The sequence below is a fragment of the Amycolatopsis oliviviridis genome, from assembly GCF_014654365.1.
Classification (GTDB): Bacteria; Actinomycetota; Actinomycetes; order Mycobacteriales; family Pseudonocardiaceae; genus Amycolatopsis; species Amycolatopsis oliviviridis.
Map to the genome: position 1 here is coordinate 660997 of NZ_BNAY01000003.1, position 18472 is coordinate 679468.

Genomic DNA, 18472 nt, shown 5'->3' on the forward strand with positions numbered 1-18472 from the left:
TCCCCGGAAGGTCAGCCCGCCGTTCTTCAGCCTTCGAGTAGCGTGCGCCACTGGGCGATCCACTGCTCGCGCCCGGCCTGGATCTTGGCCGGTTCGAGCGTCTTCGGCTGCTGCGGCAGCGGCGCCGCCTGCGCCCAGCCCTGCGGGAGCTCGACGCCCTGGCGGGCCGGGTACACGTACATGTTGCTCGCCACGGTCACCTGGAACTGCTGGGACAGCAGGAAGTCCACGACCTTGCGGGCCTTCTCCACCTGCTTGCCGCCCGCGAGCACACCCGCGTACTCGACCTGGCGGTAGCAGGTGTCCAGCAGTGCCTTCGTCCGCGGCTTGCCGTCGTCGCCGAGTTCGGCGGCGGGCGAAGACGCGTAGGAGACGACGATCGGGCGCGGGCCCTTGCCCGACGAGCCGGAGAACTCCTTGGTGTAGGCCTCTTCCCAGCCGCTGACCGTCTTGAGACCGTTGGCCTTCAGCTGCGTCCAGTACGCCTGCCAGCCCTGCTCGCCGAACTGGGCGACGGTGCCGAGCAGGAACGCCAGGCCGGGCGACGACGTCGCGGGGCTTTCGGCGACCATCAGGTCCTTGTACTTGGCGTCGGCCAGGTCCGTGAACGACTTCGGCTCCGGGATCCCCTTGTCCGCGAAGTACCGGCTGTCGATGTTGACGCAGACGTCGCCGAGGTCGACGGCGGAGAGCCGGTGCTCGGGGTCGACGGAGTAGCGCTGCGGGCCGCGATCGGCTTCGGGGCTGGTGTACTGCTCGAAAACGCCCTCGGTGAGCGCGCGGGAGGCGAACGTCGAGTCGACGCCGTACGCGACGTCCCCGATCGGGTTCGCCTTGGTCAGCACCAGTTTGTTGGTCAGCGCGCCCGCGTCACCCTGCTTGAGCACGGAGATCTTGATCCCGGACTGCCGCTCGAACGCGTCGAGGACCTCCTGCGGGGCGAGCCACGAGTCGTGCGTCACGAGAGTGACCGTCGCCGGCGCCTGCGGGTCGTTCCCCGTGTTCCCGGAGAGCGAGCAGCCCGCGACGAGGACGGCCACCGTGCCAGCCGCAACGACCGTGCGGAGGGCGCGTTTCATCTAGCCTCCTGCTGTTTCAAGGGGGGACCCGTGGCAAACGTGCAGCGTAGCCGACGGCGTACCACCATGGAGTCATGGCGGAAATCTTGAACGACAAGCAGGCCGACGAGGCCGTGACCAAGCTCTCCGGCTGGACGCGTGACGGCGTCACGATCGAGCGGACGGCGAAGCTGCCGAGCTTCCCGAAGGCCATCGAAGCGGTGGACAAGGTGGCAGAACTGGCGGAGGCGGCCGACCACCATCCCGACATCGACATCCGCTGGCGGACTGTGACGTTCCGGCTCAGCACGCACTCCGCCGGAGGGCTGACGGAGAAGGACTTCGCGCTTGCGTCGCAGATCGACGGGGTGCTCGACGCTGTGTGACGTCCGCGACGATCGCGCCACGACACCGCTCTTCGGACGTCTCCCGGATACGACCGAAGAGAAAAGGACGAATGATGACGCAGGCGATCGTGGTGGGTTTCTCCGCATTCGGCGCGATGGTGGCGGCCGCCGCCGGGGTGCTCTGGTACACGGCGCGCGACCGGCATCATCAGCACGATCAGTGAGCTTGATCACACTGACGTTTCAGAGGTAACGCGAAGCCTGATCAACGCGCTGTTCCCGGCGGACCTGTCGCTTCTCTCCCCCGGGGAACCGCCGTGAACAACGCTTCCATCACCGCCGCCCAGCGCGCCTGGGTGACCACGTTCGCCGCTGCCATCACGCTGCTGACGATCGTCGTGCTCGGCCTTCTCGGCTAACCCGAGTAGGCCTCGCGGGCGGCGACAAGCTCCGGAAGGTGCTTCGCCGCCCATTCACGGCATGCCTCCATCGGCTCGAACAACGTCCGGCCGAGCGGGGTGAGCTCGTACTCCACTCTCGGCGGCGTCTCGTCGTAGGCCGTCCGCGTGATCATGCCGTCGCGCTCCAGAGCCCTGAGGGTCTCCGTGAGCACCTTCGGCGTGACTCCCCGCAAGGGCACCCGTAGTTCAGAGAACCGGCGTGGTCCTTCTTCCAGGCACAGCACGACCAGGCCCGCCCATTTGTCGCCGATCCGGAACGGCGTCAGATTCGACGGACATTCGGGCGCGAACATGTCGGGACTCAACGGCTTCACCCGTTCGAAGTTACCCTCGCCCACCCGGCCAGCTCGACCGCGGCGTCTTGGTAGGTGCGCGAACCGGTGGACATCGCGATCACCAGGTCGTACGCGTCGTCTTCCGGCGCGTCGAGGTCGTGGCCATTGAGGCCGTAGAAGACGAACGTCGCCATCCAGGACAGCCGCTTGTTGCCGTCGATGAGCGGATGGTTGCGCACGACCGACTCCAGCAGCACCGCCGCCTTCTCGTGCAGCGTCGGATACGCGTCCTGGCCCATCAGCGAAGCCTGCGGGCGATGCGCGGCGGAATCGAGCAGCCCGAGATCACGGATCTTGGGCACCCGGAGGTCTTCCGCGAGCGCCAGCAGGTCTTCGACGGTGAGGTACTCGATCACTGGGCGAGGCGGTCGAGCAGGGCGGCGTAGCGCTCACGGCCGTTGTGGGACAGCGCCCGGACACGGTCGTCACGGACGCGGCGCGCGGCTGCCTCGGTGATGGCGCGAACGGTGGCTTCGTGCTTGCTCACACCATCGGCCTCCGCCAGCAGGGCAAGAGCGCGCTCCTGCTCGTCGTTCAACCTCAGGGTCATTGCCATAGAGTCGATGATACCACTCTGGTATCACTCAGTGGCGCGTATTTTCTGGCGCCCTCTTCGTCGGCGTCGCCGGCCTGATCATCCAGATCGCGTCGGGCGTGCCCGGATTCCCGGAGATCCCGCCCGGCCCGTTCGTGCTGGGCATCCCCGCGATCCTCGTCCTGACGTTGTCCGCCCGGTTCCGCTGGGTGCTCTTCCTCGGCATCGTCGCGGCGGCGGTCAGCGGCGTCGTCGCCGTCTCGCGGGCCTACCGCCGGGTCGCCGTGCGCTGAACCGGAAAAAGGGGACGATCGGAGGTTGTCCTGACACATCGGTGGCTATTGGCTACTCGGACGAAGGTTCTCCGAGAAGTGAGGGGTGTTCCATGGCAGGTCTGCGCAGACGTGAGGTGCTCGCGGGCGCGGTGGCACTGGCGGGCGCGGCGACGATCGGGTTGAACCCCGGCACCGCCGCCGCGGCCACGCAGCAACGTCCGGGCGCGCAGTTCCCGCCGTCGCTGGACTTCGGCGACTATCCCGTGATCGCGCGGGTCCGGTCGCGGCGGGCGCTGGAGCACCTGCGCGTGCTCAGCGACAAGATCGGCCCCCGGATCGCCGGGACCGAAGGCGAACTGCGGGCCAGGGACTACATCGCGAAGGTGCTGCGCGAACTGCGCTACCAGGTCACCCTGCAGCCGTTCCCGATCGCCGACAAGTTCCTGGGCGGCCTGTTGATCGGACGCGACAGCTGGCAGACCGGGTCCTCGCCGCAGGGCGCGCAGGACGTCACGCGCGAGGCCGTCGTCGTCGACGCCGGCGACGGCACCACCCTGCCCGACGACCTCACCGGCAAGATCGTGCTGATCGCCGCCGTGACGAACAAGGCCGACGCGTACCTGACGGCCGCGCAGCGCGGAGCGGTCGCCGTGCTGCTCGGCCGGGTCGGCGCCGACCCGGCGCGCAAACTGTCCGCGTTCTCCCCGACGCTCACCACCCCGGTCACCATCCCGGTACTCGGCCTGGCCCAGGTCCAGGTGGAACGCCTGCGCGAACGGCTCGCCAAGGGCACGGTCAAGGTGAAGGCGACGGCGACCCACCACAAGAACCTGACGTCGTACAACGTCATCGCCGAGCGGCCCGCCACCTTCCCCGGCAAGGACAACGGCGTGGTCATGGTGACCGCGCACTACGACAGCGTCCCCGGATCGCCGGGCGCCAACGACGACGGCAGCGGCACCGTGCTGTGCCTCGAACTGGCGCGTGTCCTGCGGTACCTGCCGACGAACAAGACACTGCGGTTCGCGCTGTGGGGTTCGGAGGAGTACGGGCTGATCGGCTCGCGGCACTACGTGTCGAACCTGTCCGACCCGGAAGCGAAGCGGATCGCGGGCTGCTTCCAGAACGACATGGTCGCCACCAGCTGGGACCCGGCGATCACCTACTGGCTGCTCTCGGTCGACGGTGCCGACAACGCCACGACCGCGGCCGTCAACGCCGCCGCCAAGCGGCTCGGCTACGACCCGCGGGTGAAGGGGCCGGTCGCGCGCGGTTCGAGCGACCATGTGCCGTTCTTCGAGCGCGGGATCGCTTCGGGCAACTTCAGCTGGCGTGGCGAGACCGGCCCGGCGCTGCTGGAGCCGACCTACCACACACCTGAAGACACCATCAAGGACAACGTTTCCCTTGAGCGGCTTCAGGTTTCGCTGGAGTTGATCGGCTCCGCCGCTTACAACCTGCTGCGGAAGTAGCCGCGCGGTCCATGTCATGAAAGGGGCGTTCAGGACACTTTTCGTCCTGAACGCCCCTTTCATGACACACGGAAGGTGGCAGGCTCACCGAGCATGAACGGTGTGCTGACCAGCGTGGTCGCGATATCCGGAACCTTGGCCGGCTCGACCCTCACCTACCTGCTCGGTCTGCTGAACTCCTCAGGCTCGTCGACGCCACCTTCGAGCCGATCGGGGCCTTGCATCGGGCACCGGATCTCGCCGCCGTGAAACAGCTCGAAGAACGCAGCCAGGAAACGCTGACGTCGTTCATCCAAGCCGCTGGGCGGCAAGTCCGGTGACACCCCGTGCGCGTATTCCGGGTCAGACGTTGAAGCGGAACTCCACCACGTCGCCGTCCGACATGACGTAGTCCTTGCCTTCCATCCGCACCTTCCCGGCGGACCGGGCGGCGGCCATGGAGCCGTTCTCGATCAGGTCGTCGTACGAGACGACCTCGGCCTTGATGAAGCCACGCTCGAAGTCGGTGTGGATGACGCCGGCGGCCTGCGGGGCGGTCGCGCCCTGCGGGATCGTCCAGGCGCGCGACTCCTTGGGGCCCGCGGTCAGGTACGTCTGCAGCCCGAGGGTGTGGAAACCGGCGCGCGCCAGCGAGTACAGGCCCGGCTCGTGCTGGCCGACGGACTCCAGCAGCTCGCGCACGGACTCCTCGTCGTCCAGTTCGAGCAGCTCCGCTTCGACCTTGGCGTCGAGGAACACCGCGTCGGCGGGGGCGACCATCTTAGCCAGCTCTTCGCGACGGGACTCGTCGGTGAGAATGCCTTCGTCGGCGTTGAAGACGTAGAGGAACGGCTTCGTGGTGAGCAGGCTGAGCTCGCGCAGCGCCTCGAAGTCGACCTCCTTCTGTGCCTGGAACAAGGTCCGGCCCGAGTCGAGGATCTCCTTGGCCTTGACCGCGTTGTCGAGGGCGGGCTTGGCTTCCTTCTTGGTCCGCGCCTCCTTCTCGAGGCGGTGCAGTGCCTTGTCGAGCGTCTGCAGGTCGGCGAGGATCAGCTCGGTGTTGATCGTCTCCATGTCGCTCGCCGGGTCGATCCGGTCGTCGACGTGGATCACGTCAGGGTCGTCGAAGACCCGGACGACCTGGCAGATCGCGTTCGCCTCGCGGATGTTCGCGAGGAACTTGTTGCCGAGCCCGGCCCCCTCGGAGGCACCCTTGACGATGCCCGCGATGTCCACAAAGGACACGACGGCGGGCACGGTCCGCTCGGAGCCGAAGACCTCGGCGAGCTTGTCCAGCCGCGGGTCCGGCAGCGGGACGACGCCGACGTTGGGCTCGATCGTCGCGAACGGGTAGTTCGCCGCGAGCACGTCGTTGCGGGTCAGCGCGTTGAACAGGGTGGACTTGCCGACGTTGGGCAGGCCGACGATGCCGAGGGTGAGACTCACGGGCCAGAAGTCTACGTGCCGCCCGCCACCGCATCCGCCGAGGCCTTGATCGCGGTGTCGGATTTCCGCCAGCCGCGTCCTCGACCTGGTGGCACGATCGAGGTCATGACCGAGCAGACCCTGGCCGAACGGGCCGTGTGGCGCGACACCGAACGGTGTTACCGCGCCGTCGCCGCCCGTGATTCCCGGTTCGACGGCCAGTTCATCATGGCCGTCGCCACCACCGGGATCTACTGCCGCCCGTCCTGCCCCGCGTCGACGCCGAAGCAGCAGAACGTCCGCTTCTACCCGACGTCGGCGGCCGCGCAGGCCAACGGCTTCCGCGCCTGCCGCCGCTGCCTCCCCGACGCCGTCCCCGGCTCGCCGGACTGGGACATCCGGGCCGATCTCGCCGCCCGGGCGATGCGGCTCATCTCGGACGGGACCGTCGAACGCGACGGCGTCCCGGGTCTCGCGCGGCGGCTCGGCTATTCCGAACGCCAGCTCGGGCGCGTCCTCACCGCCGAACTCGGCGCCGGGCCGCTGGCGCTGGCCAGGGCGCACCGGGCGCACTCCGCGCGGCTGCTGATCGAGATGTCCGGGCTCCCGTTGACCGACGTCGCTTTCGCGGCGGGCTTCTCCAGCGTCCGCCAGTTCAACGAGACGATCCGTGAGGTGTTCGCGACGACGCCTTCGCAGCTTCGCGCCGCGAGCCTGCGTCGCGGGCGTCGCAGTGTCGATCAAAAGAGTGCCTTGGAGACACCGACCGGGACCCGGCTGAGCCTGCGGCTGCCGTTCCGCAAGCCGTTCGACGCGGACGGCGTGCTGAACTTCCTGGCCGACCGGGCGATCCCGGGCGTCGAGCACGTGACGCGAGACGATTCCGGGGTGACCGGCTACGGACGCACGCTGCGGCTCGCGCACGGCGCGGGCGTGGTGTGGCTGACCGCGAAGGACGACCACGTCCGCTGCGACCTGCGGCTCACCGATTTGCGCGACCTGAGCAGCGCGGTGGCCAGGGTGCGGCGGCTGCTCGACCTCGACGCCGATCCCGAAGCGGTCACGCGGGTGCTCGGGGCCGACCCGGCGCTCGCGCCGCTGGTCGAGGCGATCCCGGGCATCCGCGTGCCCGGCGCCGTCGACGGGGACGAACTCGTGCTGCGCGCGTTGCTGTCCCCCGCCGAGACGGCGGAGCTCGCCGACGCCCTCGGTGAGCGTGTGCCCAGCTGCGACGAGTCGCTGGAGGGGCTGACCACGGTGTTCCCGACGGCGGCCCGGGTCGCCGGACACGGTCCGGAGCGGATCGCCGCCGTCGCCGCCGCGCTGGCGGACGGCGTCTCGGTCCATGTCGGCCGCGACCCCGATGAACTGCGGGCGGAGCTCCTGGAGCTCCCGGGAATCGAACCCCGGACCGCGGATTACGTCCTGATGCGCGTCCTCGGCGCGCCGGACGTCCTGCTGACCGGTGATCCCGCGCTGCGCCGGGGAGCGGCCGCGCTGGGCATCGCCGACGACGAAACGACGCTGGCCGAACGAGGGCGGGCCTGGCAGCCCTGGTCCTCGTACGCCGGCATGTACCTGTGGCGCGCTTGAAAGGAAGAACGATGAGCATCGCGTATTGGTCCACAATGGACACGAAGATCGGCCCGTTCACCGCCGTCGTGGCGGGTGACGGGGCCGTCCTCGCCTCGGGCTGGACTGGCGATGTCGGCGAGCTGACGCCGCTGATCTCGCCGTCGCTGGCCCCTGGCGAGGTGAAGCAGCGACGGGACCTGGGGCCGGTGAGCACGGCGATCCGCCGGTACCACGACGGCGATCTGGCCGCCGTCGCCGACATCGAGGTGCGGCAGCGGTCCGGCGCTTTCCGCGAGCACGCCTGGGAAATCCTGCGCAAGGTGCCCGCCGGCGAGCCGGTGAGCTACGCGGAGTACGCGGCGCTGGCGGGGAATCCTTCGGCGGTGCGGGCGGCCGCGTCGGCGTGCGCGAAGAACGCGGCGGCGTTGTTCGTGCCGTGCCACCGGGTGGTGCGGACCGGCGGGGGCGTGGGGAACTTCCGGTGGGGCGTACCGGCGAAGCAGTGGCTGCTGACCCACGAAGCCGCCTGATTTCGGTCTCCCCACAAGCGACATGAAAGGCCCCTTCATTGCAAATTTTGCAATGAAGGGGCCTTTCATGTCACGGGCGGGGCAGGGTCAGGCGGCGTGGATCTCCACCGAGGAGCCCGTACGCGCCTTCCGGACCCGCAGCCGCGTCGGGATCCGCTGCCGCAGTTCCTCCACGTGCGAAACCAGCCCGACCACCCGTCCACCGGCGCGAAGCTCGTCGAGGATGTTCATGACGATGTCGAGCGTCTCGGCGTCCAGCGTGCCGAAGCCCTCGTCGATGAACAGGGTGTCGAGTAGCGCTCCGCCGGTCTCGGCGGCGACGACGTCGGCGAGACCCAGCGCCAGCGAGAGCGACGCGAGAAACGACTCGCCGCCCGAAAGCGTCTTCGCGGGCCGGACGGTACCGGAGTAGTCGTCGAGCACGTCGAGACCGAGCCCGCCTCGGGTGCCACGGGCCCCGGCCGCGTCGGAGTGCACGAAGGAGTAGCGGCCCTGGCTCATCGTCCGCAGGCGGGCGGTCGCCGCGACCGCGACCTCCTCCAGCCTCGCGGCCAGGACGTACGAGCGCAGCGACATCTTCCGCGCGTTCTGCCCACGCCCGTTGACCACCTCGGCCAGCGCCTTCAGTTCGTTGTAGCGCTCCTCGACCGGTGCCAGATCCGCCAGCAGGGACGTCATCCGCTCGGCCAGTTTCACGAGGTCCGCGTGCCGCGAAGTGGCCGTCCGCAAGGCCACGAGCGCCTGTTCGGCCTCGCCCCGGGTGTCCCGCGCCGTTTCCTCGGAGACTGCGAGGTCGATCTCGTCCTCCGGCGAGATGCCGAACAATTCTGGCTGAGCCAGCTCTTCGCGAGCGGCCCGCTCCATCACCTTCGCATCGGCGAGGCCGGCCTCCAGCTTCGTGATCTGCTCGTCCGGCCGCGACGCGGCACGCATCTCGTCGAGATCGGCGAAACCCTTGGCCCGCAACGCTTCCTTGACCAGCTTCGCCTGCTCGTCGCGGCGTTCACGAGCCCCTGCGACACCGAGCCGCGCTTCGGCGAGCGCGTCCAGGCGCGTCGCGAAGCCGAGCAGGTGCCGTCGCTTCTCCCCGACGTCGGCGAACTCGCCGCGCGCGGTCTCGAGCCGCCGTTCCCGTTCCGCCAGCCGTTCCGTCAGGCCTCGGACCTCGGTGGCGGCCTCGGCCGCCTGCTGCCCCGCGACGCGACGGCGTTCGGTCAGCTGTTCGGCCTTCCGTTCCAGCTCGAGGAGCTGCTTCTCCAGGACGGGCTTGCGGCGCGCCGTTTCCGACAGCGACGCGCCCAGCTCCCGCGCCTCGCCGAGTTCGGCTCGCAGTGCCTCGGCGGTGCGCCCGCGCAACCGCTCGACCAGTACCTTCAGCCGTCCTTCGGCTTCCAGCAGCCAAGCCTGCGCCTTTTCGCGTCGCTTGTCGGCCTGCTGCTCGGCGGCTTCGGCGCGGCGTTCGTCCTCGGGGTCGACGAGACCGCCGGTGTGCGTGGCGGGCGCCGGATGCTCGGTCGCCCCGCACACCGGGCAGTCCTCACCCGCGGCCAGTCCGGCGGCGAGTTCGGCCGCCATCCCGTCGAGGCGGCGCTCGCGGAGGTCCAAACGATGCTGCCGCGCCTGCTGATGGGTGTCGACGGCGTCGCGGACCAGTCCACGCGCCTGCTCGACGGCCTGCTCCGCCCGAGGTGCCTCGTCGGCGTCCCGGACCAGCGCCGTCAGCTCTTCGAACCGGGTGCGGACGCCTTCGAGTTTCGCCTCGGCTTCGGTGGCCGCGAGCACCTCGGCCCGTAACGCCGTGATCTTCTCCGGCGTGGATTCGAGTTCGGCGGCGAAGTCCTCGGCCTGCTTCTTCGCCTTCTCAGCGGTGCTGTTCAGCTGGTCGCGGCGCACCAGATCCCGTTGCTGCTGCTCGCTTTCCGCCACGAGTTCGGCGAGAGCGCCCGCCTCTTCACGCACACCGCCGGCGCGAGCGCGAAGTTCGGCGGCGGAACTTTCCGCCGCGTCCGGCACTTCTCGAGCACGCAGCGCCTCCGTGGCTTCGGCCTCCGCGAGCTGGTCCAGCCTGCGTTCGAGGAGGTCGGCCTCCGCGACCACGCCCGCCGCACGGTGCGCCGCCTCGACCTCTTCCGCCCACTCCGCGCGCTGGTCCGCCTGTTCGGCGATCGCCGAAAGCCGCGTGTACGCGGTGCGCACGCGGCGGATCCGCTCGGCGGTCGACCGGTTCTCCTGCCAGACGGCTTCGGCCTTGTCGGCGGCCGCGCGGGCCTTCGCGTCCCGTTCCTGAGCCTGGCCGACGTGCTCAGCCGACTCGGCGAGCACCGCCTCGACCCACTCGGCCTGCCCCTCTTCAGGCGCTTCCTGCCGGGCCACCTGCGCGAACCGCGCGACCCATTCCCGCAGCGACTGCTGCCTGGCCTGCACCTCGCGGCCGCGTTCGGCGCGCAGATTCGCGAACCAGTCCTCGACGCACGCGAACCGCTCGGTGCCGAACAGCCGCTCCAGCAGTTCCTCGCGTTCGGCCGTGTTCGCTCGCAGGAACCGCGCGAACTCGCCCTGCGGCAGCAGGACCACCTGGAAGAACTGCTCGTGTGTCATGCCGATGAGCCGCTCGACCGTGCGCGCGACCTCGTCGATCCGCGTGATTCCTTCGGCCACGTGCCCGGCGGGCACCGTGCCGACCCAGTTCAGCACCGCCTTCGCCTGCTGGAGCGTCATCCCCTCGCCCCGGCGCTTGGGACGCTGGTACTCGGGGTTGCGCGCGATCCGCATCCGCTGGCCCTGCACGGTCAGTTCCAGGACGACCTCGGTGACCTGGTCGGGTTCGGCGAGATCGCAGCGCAGCCGCTTGACCTCGCCACGAGCGCCGGGGACCGTGCCGAACAACGCGAACGCGATGGCGTCGAGCAGCGTCGTCTTCCCCGCGCCGGTGTCACCGTGCAGGAGGAACAGCCCGTCGGCGCCGAGCACGTCGAAGTCCACCACCTCGCGGCCCGCGTACGGACCGAAAGCGGCGACCTCCAACCGGTGCAGCCTCATACTTCGCGCTCCCTGCCCGCCGCGCCCAGCGCCGCCAGCACCAGCCGCTCCTCGCTTTCGGACGGCGCAGAGCCTCGGCAGTCCTCCAGGAAACTGCGGGTGATCTCGACGTCGGATCGCCCGCGGACGGCCTCGGCGTACTTCAGCGCGGCCCCGTCGTGCCCGCCTTCCGGCTGCCAGTCCATGTGCACGGCGTACGGGAACCGCTCGCGCAGCTTGCGCATGGCGTCGATCGGGCGGACCCGGTCGGTGACCGTGAAGGAGAGGAAATGTTCGGTGAGCTCGTCGTGCTCCGGGTCCGAAAGGAGTTCCGCCAGCTCTCCGCGGAGCATCGCGAGGTGCCGCGGGACCGGCAGTTCATGGCGCCGGACCTCGGCCAGTCCGTCGGCGTCGAGCTCGACCAGCCAGACCGATTTCCGTTGGCGTGTCTCGGAAAACGAGTACGCCAGCGGACTGCCCGAATAGCGCAGGTGCTCGGCGAGGGTCTGTGGTCCGTGCAGATGACCGAGGGCGACGTAATCGACGCCGTCGAACACCGAACCCGGCACCTGCTCGACACCGCCGACCGCGATGGTCCGCTCGGATTCGGTCGGCTCACCGCCGGTGACGAACGCGTGCGCGAGCACCACCGACCGTGTTCCGGACGGCCGGGAGGCGAGATCCGCGCGGATCCGCCGCATCGCCTCGGTCAGGACGCCGGTGTGACCGCGGGCCTCGGGCACGCCGAGGGCGTGACGCGCGGGCTCGGGTTCGAGATAGGGGATGCCGTAGAGGGCGACGTCGCCGTGTTCGTCGGGCAGCAGCACCGGTTCGGCGAGACCGTCGATCGTGGCGCGCAGATGCAGCCCGCCCGCCGCGGCGAATTCGGCGAACGCGCCCAGCCGCGGCGCGGAGTCGTGGTTGCCCGGCGTCATCACCAGCTTCGCGCCCGCCTGCCGGAGCCTGCCCAGCGCGGTGGTGGCCACGCGGACGGCCTCCGCCGAGGGCACCGCGCGGTCGTAGATGTCCCCGGACACGAGCACGACGTCGACCGATTCGGCGACCACCAGGTCGGCGAGGTGACCGAGCACGGCCTCCTGTTCGGCGAGCAGATCGGCGCCGTGGAACGTGCGGCCGATATGCCAGTCGGACGTGTGCAGGAGCTTCACGCAGCCCAAGGTAGGGCCGCACACCGGCCGGGAAGGGGAGGCGCGCCCTTGGAGCCACTGCGCTTTCCGACACGCCGGAGATGGCGCAGGTCAGATACGGAGCGCGACCGCGCCGTCCGGTTTTTGTCGGTGGGTTCCGCCATGATGTCCCCGACTCGGATCCGGAGGGGAGGTACCGGTGGCGACGGTGATCACCACCGCGGCCGTCGTGCTCGCGCTTCTGCTGCTCGTCGCCGTCGCGTTGCTGTGGCGGCTGTACAACGACGGCATGCGGCGGGCGGACGCGGCGGCGAAACAGGTCGCCGCCGAACGCGCGAAGGCGGATCAGCAGCAGCTCGCGCTCCGCCGGTACGAGGTCGCCTTCGCCTCGATCAGCGGCCGCGGGGAACTGGGTGAACAGGTCCTCCTGGAGACCGCACGCGCGCTCGGGCTCCGCGAGGAGCTGCACTTCACGCTGCAAACTGACTTGGCGGGTGGCGGCGCGGCGAAACCGGACATGGTGCTGCGGGTCGGCGGCGGGCGGACGGTGCCCGTCGACGCGAAGGCGAGCATGGCCTGCTGGGCCGAGGCCGTCGAGACCGACGACCCCGAGGAAAGGCTCGACGCGCTGCGCGTCCACGTCCGGCAGATCCGGTCGCGGGCGGCCGAACTGGCGGGCAAGGGCTATCAGCGCTGGGCCGACGCGATCTACGGGACAATCATGTTCGTCCCCTCCGACGCGGCTGTGGTCGCCGCACTGGACACCGACCCCGAACTGCTGCGCTGGATGCTGGACCGGCGGGTCTTCCTCTGCGGGCCGACCGGGTTCGCCGTGCTGGCCTCCGCCGCGCTGTTCGCCGCGACCGAGCGGGCACTGGTCGAGGACGTCGAGCAGGTCCGGGCGGGCGCGGCGGCCGCGCACCGGGCCGCGGGCAACGCGGTCGACGCGCTGAACCTGTCGAGCACCCATCTCCAGCGCTTCATCTCGGCCCGGCGGCGGGAGCTGGAAGCGCTCGAGAGTTTCCGGAGCACGGTCTCCCCGCTGACCGACGCTTCGGGCAGTCCCGCACCCGTGCCCTTGATCAGGAAGGCGGACGAACTCCCGGCTTCGTGAGTGGTGGGAACAGTTCTAACCGGTCATGGCGGTAAGTTCTCTACCTGCGGTTTCCGGAATCAATGACTCCGTTTCGGCCCGCCCGACAACCTTGTCGCACCCCTACACGTAGTACCTGTGGACAGCGCTCGGACAGTCCGTCCGGGTGGCCCGGAATGACCACTACCAGGCGATAGACATACCGCCTGTTGGCGGTATGTCCGCAGCTTGGATATACGGTGGGGCCTGTGACCGCGATTCGCGATCGCCAGAGCGATCCTGATGCCGACGACGTTCCCGTAGCCTGGGACGAGCGTCCGCTCGTCGGCGCCAGGCGCGGGCTGCCCTGGTGGGCCGCCGTCCTGGTGGGCTTCGGGCTCGCCATCCTTGGCGCCTTCATCAACATGATGACGCAGAAGGACCTGGGCCTGCTGTTCAAGATCTTCTACGCGCTCGGCGCGGTGGCCGCCGTGGTCGCCGTCCAGCGCAGAGGGCTGTTCGGCCCGATGGTGCAGCCGCCCTTGGTCCTCGCTGTGACCGTCCCCGGAGTCATCCTCCTGACCTCGGACAACAGCGCCGGCTCCAGCATGTTCGAGAGAGCCTTCGACATCGCCAACCCGTTGATCAACGGCTTCCCGACGATGGCCATCACCACCGGCGTCACCTTGGCGATCGGCATCTTCCGGATCTACCGCGAACGCGATCCCAACGCCCCGGTGAAGGTGAAGGCAGGTGCCAAACCGGAAAGCCGCGAGGACGCCAAGCCCGCCGCCCGTCCCGCGGCCGCCGCCGCACCGGGCCGCGGCCGTCCGGCGTCCCGGACCGGCCAGACCCCGCCCCCGCCTTCCCGTCGCGGTGGTCCCCGCGATGGCGCGCCGCGCGACGGTGCGCCGCCCCGCCGCCGTCCGCCGGTCGAAGACGAGCGACGTCCTCGCCGCGACGCCGAGCCCGGCGCCCGCAAGCCGCCGCCTCCGGGTCGGCAGCCACGCCGTCCGAGGCCGGAAGACGGCGAACCCCGTCGCCGTGACCCTCGTGGCGAAAGCGCTCCCGGTGCTCCGCGCCGCCGTCCGCCGCGTGCGGACGACCCGCGCCGCGGAGGCCAGCCGCCGCGGCGGCGCCCGTGGGACGACGAGCGGTAGCAAGAGGCCTGAGTGGCGATGAGGGTTCTATTAAGGGGTAAGACAAAGGTGGCGTAGTTGCGGACGGGTCAGTTGCTCTGCGCGACGCCTGCCCCATGACACCGACTGTGTGGATTTTGGGGCGTGGCTTCAGGCGTTGTGAAAGCCACTTTCACAACCTTCAACGTTGCGAAAGTGGCTTTCACAACGCCGCCGGGACTCCACGGCCCACGAGGACCGCAAGCCCGGACTTCATACGCGACCTGACACGCTTGCCTTACCTCAATAAGCCGCTGACCAGCAGAAAGGGCCGCCCGAGAAACTCCTCGGGCGGCCCTTTCTACGTAGAAGCCGTCAGGCCTTCGCGGCCTTCCGCAGCTCGTGCGGGAGCGCGAAAGCGATCTTCTCGTTCGCCGTGGTGACCTCGTCGACGTTGCCCCAGCCGCGTTCGGCCAGCCACGCCAGCAGGTCCATGACCAGCACCTCCGGCACCGAAGCGCCACTCGTGACGCCGACGGTCTCAACGCCTTCGAGCCACGCTTCGTCGACCTCGTGCGCGAAGTCGACCAGGTGCGACGCGCGCGCCCCCGCCTTCAGCGCGACCTCGACCAGCCGCTTCGAGTTGGACGAGTTCGTCGAACCGACGACCAGCACCAGGTCGCATTCGGCGGCCATGGCCTTGACCGCGACCTGGCGGTTCGTGGTGGCGTAGCAGATGTCGTCGCTGGGCGGGTCGGCCAAGCCGGGGAACCTATCCCGGAGCTGGTCGACGCGCTCCATGGTCTCGTCCACCGAAAGGGTGGTCTGGGAAAGCCAGATGACCTTCGACGGGTCGCGGATCTCGACCTTGTCGACGTCCTCGGCGGTGTCGACGAGCTGAACCTTGTCGGGAGCCTCGCCGGCGGTGCCCTCGACCTCTTCGTGGCCTTCGTGGCCGATCAGCAGGATGTCGTAGTCGTCCTTCGCGAACCGGTTGACTTCCTTGTGCACCTTCGTCACGAGCGGGCAGGTCGCGTCGATGGTCCGCAGGTTGCGCTCGGCCGCCTCGGCGTGCACCGCGGGCGAGACGCCGTGCGCGGAGAACACCACCAGTTCGCCTTCCGGCACCTCGGAGGTCTCGTCGACGAAGATCACCCCGCGGTCGCGCAGGGTCTCCACGACATGCCGGTTGTGCACGATCTCCTTGCGCACGTACACCGGCGCGCCATAGAGCTCGAGTGCCTTTTCGACGGCGATGACCGCGCGGTCGACACCCGCGCAGTAGCCGCGAGGCTTGGCGAGCAGGACACGTTTGCCACCTGCCGGCACACCGGACTCGGTGATCGTCGGACTGCCGGCGGGCGTGATTCCGGGACTCGCAGAACTCATGCCCCCAGGGTACGGGCTGCCCCGGGGGCTCCTCGCACTCACGTTCAGGTGACCAGCGAACCCCTCTAAAGTATGTGCGTGGAGTCACGTCCTGTGAGCCGACACACCCGTTCGGTTGGGCAGGATGGACCAGATACGGCAGGCTAGGCGTATGAAGCCTCTCCCGCTCCCCCTCCGGGTCGCCGCGGGCCTCGCCGTCACCACCGCCGAGCGGGTTCGCGAACTTCCCAAGCAGCTCACCGGGCTCCCCGTCACGGTGGTCAGCCAGGTGCTCCAGTTCTCCATGCGCGTCCAGCAGCACGTCACCGAGCTCGCGATCAAGGGCGACGACGCGCTGTCGGGCCTTCGTCCGGTCGAGGACACCCCCAGCTGGGCCACCTTCGACGAAGACCTGCCGCCGGACCTGGGCGAGCGCCGGTACGAACGCGACTCGTGCGTGATCCCGCTGCACGAAGACGCCGAGGTTCCCGAACCGCGTGCCGAGACGAACGGTCACCTCCACGACCTCGAAGCGCTCACCGAGGACCCGTGGGCCGAGGAGGAGCGCGCGCTCGCCGAGGACCACCCCGACGGCGAGTTCGACAGCACGGGCGCACCCGTGACGTCCGGCCCCGCCGGGCTGGAGGACTACGACACGCTCACCCTGCCGCAGCTGCGCGCCCGCCTGCGCCGGTTCGACCTCGCACAGCTGGAAGAGCTGCTGACCTACGAGCGGGCGAACGCCGACAGGCCGTCCTTCGTCGGCATGCTCGCGCGGCGCATCGGAAACGTGAAGAAGGCCGACGGCGACGGCGCGGAAGGCCAGTGAGCGCCGAACCCACCGCGGCGGCGGGTCCGTCCACTTCGGCCGAGAACCCGTGGCCGGTCCGCACGGTCGCGCGCAAGGTCGGCGAGTGGATCAACCGGCTCGGCGCGGTCTGGGTCGAGGGCCAGGTCACGCAGATCTCGGCCCGCCAGGGCACCAACACCGCGTTCCTGACGCTGCGCGATCCCTCGGCGGACGTCTCGATGTCGGTGACCTGCCCGATGGGCCTGCTGCGCACGATCGAACCGCCGCTGCGCGAGGGCGCCAGCGTCGTGGTGCACGCGAAGCCGACGTTCTTCATGAACCGCGGTTCGCTGAGCCTGCGCGCCAACGAGATCCGCGCGGTCGGCATCGGCGAACTGCTCGCGCGGATCGAGCGGCTGCGGCGGCTGCTGGCAGCCGAGGGCCTGTTCGCGCCCGAGCGCAAACGCAAGATCCCGTTCCTGCCCAAGGGAATCGGGCTGATCACCGGCCGCGCGTCGGCCGCCGAACGCGACGTCCTGGTGAACGCTCAGGCCCGCTGGCCGCATGTCGCGTTCAAGGTGATCAACACCGCCGTGCAGGGTTCGCTCGCCGTCCCGCAGATCCTCCAGGCACTGTCCAAACTGGACCGTGACCCGGACGTCGACGTCATCGTGATCGCGCGCGGCGGCGGCAGCGTGGAAGACCTGCTGCCCTTCTCCGACGAGGCACTGTGCCGCGCCGTCTCGGCGGCCGGGACCCCGGTGGTCAGCGCCATCGGGCACGAGCCCGACACACCGCTGCTCGACCACGTCGCCGATCTCCGCTGTTCGACGCCGACCGACGCCAGCAAGCGGATCGTGCCCGACGTGCGCGAGGAGACCCAGCGCGTCCGCCAGATGCGCGACCGCGGCCGCCGCGCACTGCACGGCTGGGTGGACACCCAGGTCAGACTGCTGAACCAGATGCGCAGCCGTCCCGTGCTCGCCGACCCGCTCGGCCCGATCCAGCGGCGCTCCGACGACGTCGAGATCCACCGCGAACGCGGCCGCCGCGCGATGCTCACCCTGCTCGCGAAGGACCAGGCGGAGATCGCCAGCGCCCGTGCGCGGCTGACCGCGCTCGGCCCGGCGGCGACCCTCGAACGCGGCTACGCGGTGGTGCAGTACACCGACGACGAAGGCAACCTCCAGGTACTCCGGTCCGTCTCCGAGGTCGTGGACGGCGCGAAACTGCGCGTCCGCGTGGTCGACGGCGCGCTCGGCGCCGTCGTCTCGGGAAGGCCGGAGGAGGAGCGTTGACGGCGAGTTTCCTGCCATTGACCGTCGACGCCGCGAGACGGGCCGACGCCCCCGAGGTGCTGCGCAACGCGCTGCTGACCGAGCGTGCCGCCGCGGAATGCTGGACGGTGCTGCTGGCGGGCTGCGAACTCGTCGGCAAACGCGGCCTCGACGCCCAGCTGCGCAAACTCTCCGAAGCGACGGCCGAGCACGTCGGCACCCGATGGTGGTTCGCGGACGGCACCGTGCATCGGAAACGGGTGGCGAGAGCCCAGGAGAACCTCGTCACGGCGATCGCGGAGGGTGACGGCCAGGAGTTCGCTCTCGCCTTCGTGGGTTACGACAACGCCATGGCCGGCGCGGTAGTGTGCGCGGGTATCGGCAAGCACCGACGTCCGGTAGAAGGAAGCACAGCGTGAGCAAACCCGGTGGCGAGACCGCCGAACTCGGCTACGAACAGGCCCGCGACAGGCTGGTGGAGGTCGTCCGCGAGCTCGAAGCGGGTGGGCTGTCCCTGGAACAGTCGCTGGCCCTGTGGGAAAAGGGCGAGCAGCTGGCGAAGGTCTGCGAACACCACCTCGAAGGCGCGCGAGAGCGGATCGAGGCCGCGCTTTCCTCCGTCGAAGACGAGACCGGCAACGGTCAGTGACGTTCACCATGCTCCTGAGCCACCGAACCACCGTGGGTAT

The 18472-nt window shown here is 69.7% G+C and carries 21 protein-coding genes; 13 read left to right on the top strand and 8 right to left on the bottom strand.

From position 1 onward, the window contains the following. Nucleotides 1–26: 26 nt before the first annotated feature. Complete coding sequence (locus IE302_RS16185; RefSeq protein WP_191255321.1) at nt 27–1079, bottom strand: thiamine ABC transporter substrate-binding protein; 1053 nt, start codon at nt 1077–1079, stop codon at nt 27–29. A 74-nt stretch (nt 1080–1153) separates the two neighbouring features. On the opposite strand from IE302_RS16185, the gene IE302_RS16190 reads away from it, so the two are divergent. Then, nucleotides 1154–1444, top strand: coding sequence for a 4a-hydroxytetrahydrobiopterin dehydratase (locus IE302_RS16190; protein ID WP_005157303.1), 291 nt, complete (start codon nt 1154–1156; stop codon nt 1442–1444). Between the two features lie 376 nt (nt 1445–1820). Here the strand turns inward: IE302_RS16190 and IE302_RS16195 are convergent, their stop codons facing one another. The 3 genes from IE302_RS16195 to IE302_RS16205 are packed head-to-tail and all read right to left on the bottom strand — an operon-like array spanning nt 1821 to nt 2757. Next, nucleotides 1821–2159, bottom strand: a complete 339-nt coding sequence (locus IE302_RS16195; protein ID WP_191255628.1) for a winged helix-turn-helix transcriptional regulator — start codon at nt 2157–2159, stop codon at nt 1821–1823. A 17-nt stretch (nt 2160–2176) separates the two neighbouring features. Then, nucleotides 2177–2557: a type II toxin-antitoxin system death-on-curing family toxin gene (locus IE302_RS16200; protein ID WP_191255322.1), complete on the bottom strand. Its 381-nt coding sequence runs from the start codon at nt 2555–2557 to the stop codon at nt 2177–2179. Continuing rightward, nucleotides 2554–2757: a CopG family transcriptional regulator gene (locus IE302_RS16205; protein ID WP_191255323.1), complete on the bottom strand. Its 204-nt coding sequence runs from the start codon at nt 2755–2757 to the stop codon at nt 2554–2556. The genes IE302_RS16200 and IE302_RS16205 overlap by 4 nt, the downstream gene beginning before the upstream one ends. A 98-nt stretch (nt 2758–2855) precedes the next feature. On the opposite strand from IE302_RS16205, the gene IE302_RS16210 reads away from it, so the two are divergent. The 4 genes from IE302_RS16210 to IE302_RS43335 all read left to right on the top strand — a co-directional run bounded on the left by IE302_RS16210 (nt 2856) and on the right by IE302_RS43335 (nt 4803). Continuing rightward, the gene (locus tag IE302_RS16210) at nt 2856–3029 is read left to right on the top strand and encodes a hypothetical protein (RefSeq protein ID WP_229907786.1); all 174 of its coding nucleotides are present in this window, start codon (nt 2856–2858) and stop codon (nt 3027–3029) included. Between the two features lie 92 nt (nt 3030–3121). Next, nucleotides 3122–4483 carry a M20/M25/M40 family metallo-hydrolase gene (locus IE302_RS16215; protein WP_191255324.1) on the top strand — a complete coding sequence of 454 codons (1362 nt, stop codon included), beginning with the start codon at nt 3122–3124 and terminating at the stop codon, nt 4481–4483. A 93-nt stretch (nt 4484–4576) separates the two neighbouring features. Then, the gene (locus IE302_RS16220) at nt 4577–4732 is read left to right on the top strand and encodes a hypothetical protein (protein WP_229907787.1); all 156 of its coding nucleotides are present in this window, start codon (nt 4577–4579) and stop codon (nt 4730–4732) included. Then, the gene (locus IE302_RS43335) at nt 4693–4803 is read left to right on the top strand and encodes a hypothetical protein (protein ID WP_494492218.1); all 111 of its coding nucleotides are present in this window, start codon (nt 4693–4695) and stop codon (nt 4801–4803) included. The genes IE302_RS16220 and IE302_RS43335 overlap by 40 nt, the downstream gene beginning before the upstream one ends. Nucleotides 4804–4825: 22 nt before the next feature. On the opposite strand, the gene ychF is transcribed toward IE302_RS43335, so the two are convergent. After that, nucleotides 4826–5908, bottom strand: coding sequence for a redox-regulated ATPase YchF (gene ychF / locus IE302_RS16225; protein WP_191255325.1), 1083 nt, complete (start codon nt 5906–5908; stop codon nt 4826–4828). A gap of 105 nt (nt 5909–6013) precedes the next feature. Between ychF and IE302_RS16230 the strand changes: the two genes are divergently transcribed. Next, complete coding sequence (locus tag IE302_RS16230) at nt 6014–7480, top strand: DNA-3-methyladenine glycosylase 2 family protein (RefSeq protein ID WP_191255326.1); 1467 nt, start codon at nt 6014–6016, stop codon at nt 7478–7480. Nucleotides 7481–7491: 11 nt separating this feature from the next. After that, nucleotides 7492–7992 (top strand): methylated-DNA--[protein]-cysteine S-methyltransferase, encoded by a 501-nt coding sequence (locus IE302_RS16235; protein WP_191255327.1) that lies wholly within the window; start codon nt 7492–7494, stop codon nt 7990–7992. Between the two features lie 87 nt (nt 7993–8079). On the opposite strand, the gene IE302_RS16240 is transcribed toward IE302_RS16235, so the two are convergent. Both IE302_RS16240 and IE302_RS16245 read right to left on the bottom strand, forming a co-directional pair. After that, nucleotides 8080–11031 carry an AAA family ATPase gene (locus tag IE302_RS16240; RefSeq protein WP_191255328.1) on the bottom strand — a complete coding sequence of 984 codons (2952 nt, stop codon included), beginning with the start codon at nt 11029–11031 and terminating at the stop codon, nt 8080–8082. Then, nucleotides 11028–12179: an exonuclease SbcCD subunit D gene (locus IE302_RS16245; RefSeq protein WP_191255329.1), complete on the bottom strand. Its 1152-nt coding sequence runs from the start codon at nt 12177–12179 to the stop codon at nt 11028–11030. The genes IE302_RS16240 and IE302_RS16245 overlap by 4 nt, the downstream gene beginning before the upstream one ends. Before the next feature lie 178 nt (nt 12180–12357). Between IE302_RS16245 and rmuC the strand changes: the two genes are divergently transcribed. Next, nucleotides 12358–13272 (top strand): DNA recombination protein RmuC, encoded by a 915-nt coding sequence (gene rmuC, locus IE302_RS16250; protein WP_093936614.1) that lies wholly within the window; start codon nt 12358–12360, stop codon nt 13270–13272. 227 nt (nt 13273–13499) lie between these two features. Next, nucleotides 13500–14390, top strand: coding sequence for a DUF6542 domain-containing protein (locus tag IE302_RS16255; protein WP_191255330.1), 891 nt, complete (start codon nt 13500–13502; stop codon nt 14388–14390). Between the two features lie 333 nt (nt 14391–14723). Here the strand turns inward: IE302_RS16255 and IE302_RS16260 are convergent, their stop codons facing one another. Continuing rightward, nucleotides 14724–15737, bottom strand: coding sequence for a 4-hydroxy-3-methylbut-2-enyl diphosphate reductase (locus IE302_RS16260; protein WP_191255331.1), 1014 nt, complete (start codon nt 15735–15737; stop codon nt 14724–14726). A 151-nt stretch (nt 15738–15888) separates the two neighbouring features. On the opposite strand from IE302_RS16260, the gene IE302_RS16265 reads away from it, so the two are divergent. The 4 genes from IE302_RS16265 to IE302_RS16280 are packed head-to-tail and all read left to right on the top strand — an operon-like array spanning nt 15889 to nt 18432. Beyond that, on the top strand, nt 15889–16545 hold the full coding sequence (locus tag IE302_RS16265; RefSeq protein ID WP_191255332.1) for a lipid droplet-associated protein: 657 nt from the start codon (nt 15889–15891) through the stop codon (nt 16543–16545). After that, entirely contained in the window at nt 16542–17804 is a 1263-nt protein-coding gene (gene xseA / locus IE302_RS16270) for an exodeoxyribonuclease VII large subunit (RefSeq protein ID WP_191255333.1), read from the top strand. The genes IE302_RS16265 and xseA overlap by 4 nt, the downstream gene beginning before the upstream one ends. Further along, nucleotides 17801–18202: a hypothetical protein gene (locus IE302_RS16275; RefSeq protein ID WP_191255334.1), complete on the top strand. Its 402-nt coding sequence runs from the start codon at nt 17801–17803 to the stop codon at nt 18200–18202. Before xseA ends, IE302_RS16275 begins: the two co-directional genes overlap by 4 nt. Further along, complete coding sequence (locus tag IE302_RS16280) at nt 18199–18432, top strand: exodeoxyribonuclease VII small subunit (protein WP_191255335.1); 234 nt, start codon at nt 18199–18201, stop codon at nt 18430–18432. The genes IE302_RS16275 and IE302_RS16280 overlap by 4 nt, the downstream gene beginning before the upstream one ends. Nucleotides 18433–18472 lie beyond the last annotated feature (40 nt).

Coding starts and splice junctions, on each gene's coding strand:
- IE302_RS16185 (WP_191255321.1), bottom strand. CDS start 1,079: ATGAAACGCGCCCTCCGCACGGTCGTTGCGGCTGGCACGGTGGCCGTC.
- IE302_RS16190 (WP_005157303.1), top strand. CDS start 1,154: ATGGCGGAAATCTTGAACGACAAGCAGGCCGACGAGGCCGTGACCAAG.
- IE302_RS16195 (WP_191255628.1), bottom strand. CDS start 2,159: ATGTTCGCGCCCGAATGTCCGTCGAATCTGACGCCGTTCCGGATCGGC.
- IE302_RS16205 (WP_191255323.1), bottom strand. CDS start 2,757: ATGGCAATGACCCTGAGGTTGAACGACGAGCAGGAGCGCGCTCTTGCC.
- IE302_RS16215 (WP_191255324.1), top strand. CDS start 3,122: ATGGCAGGTCTGCGCAGACGTGAGGTGCTCGCGGGCGCGGTGGCACTG.
- IE302_RS16220 (WP_229907787.1), top strand. CDS start 4,577: ATGAACGGTGTGCTGACCAGCGTGGTCGCGATATCCGGAACCTTGGCC.
- IE302_RS16230 (WP_191255326.1), top strand. CDS start 6,014: ATGACCGAGCAGACCCTGGCCGAACGGGCCGTGTGGCGCGACACCGAA.
- IE302_RS16235 (WP_191255327.1), top strand. CDS start 7,492: ATGAGCATCGCGTATTGGTCCACAATGGACACGAAGATCGGCCCGTTC.
- IE302_RS16240 (WP_191255328.1), bottom strand. CDS start 11,031: ATGAGGCTGCACCGGTTGGAGGTCGCCGCTTTCGGTCCGTACGCGGGC.
- IE302_RS16260 (WP_191255331.1), bottom strand. CDS start 15,737: ATGAGTTCTGCGAGTCCCGGAATCACGCCCGCCGGCAGTCCGACGATC.
- IE302_RS16265 (WP_191255332.1), top strand. CDS start 15,889: ATGAAGCCTCTCCCGCTCCCCCTCCGGGTCGCCGCGGGCCTCGCCGTC.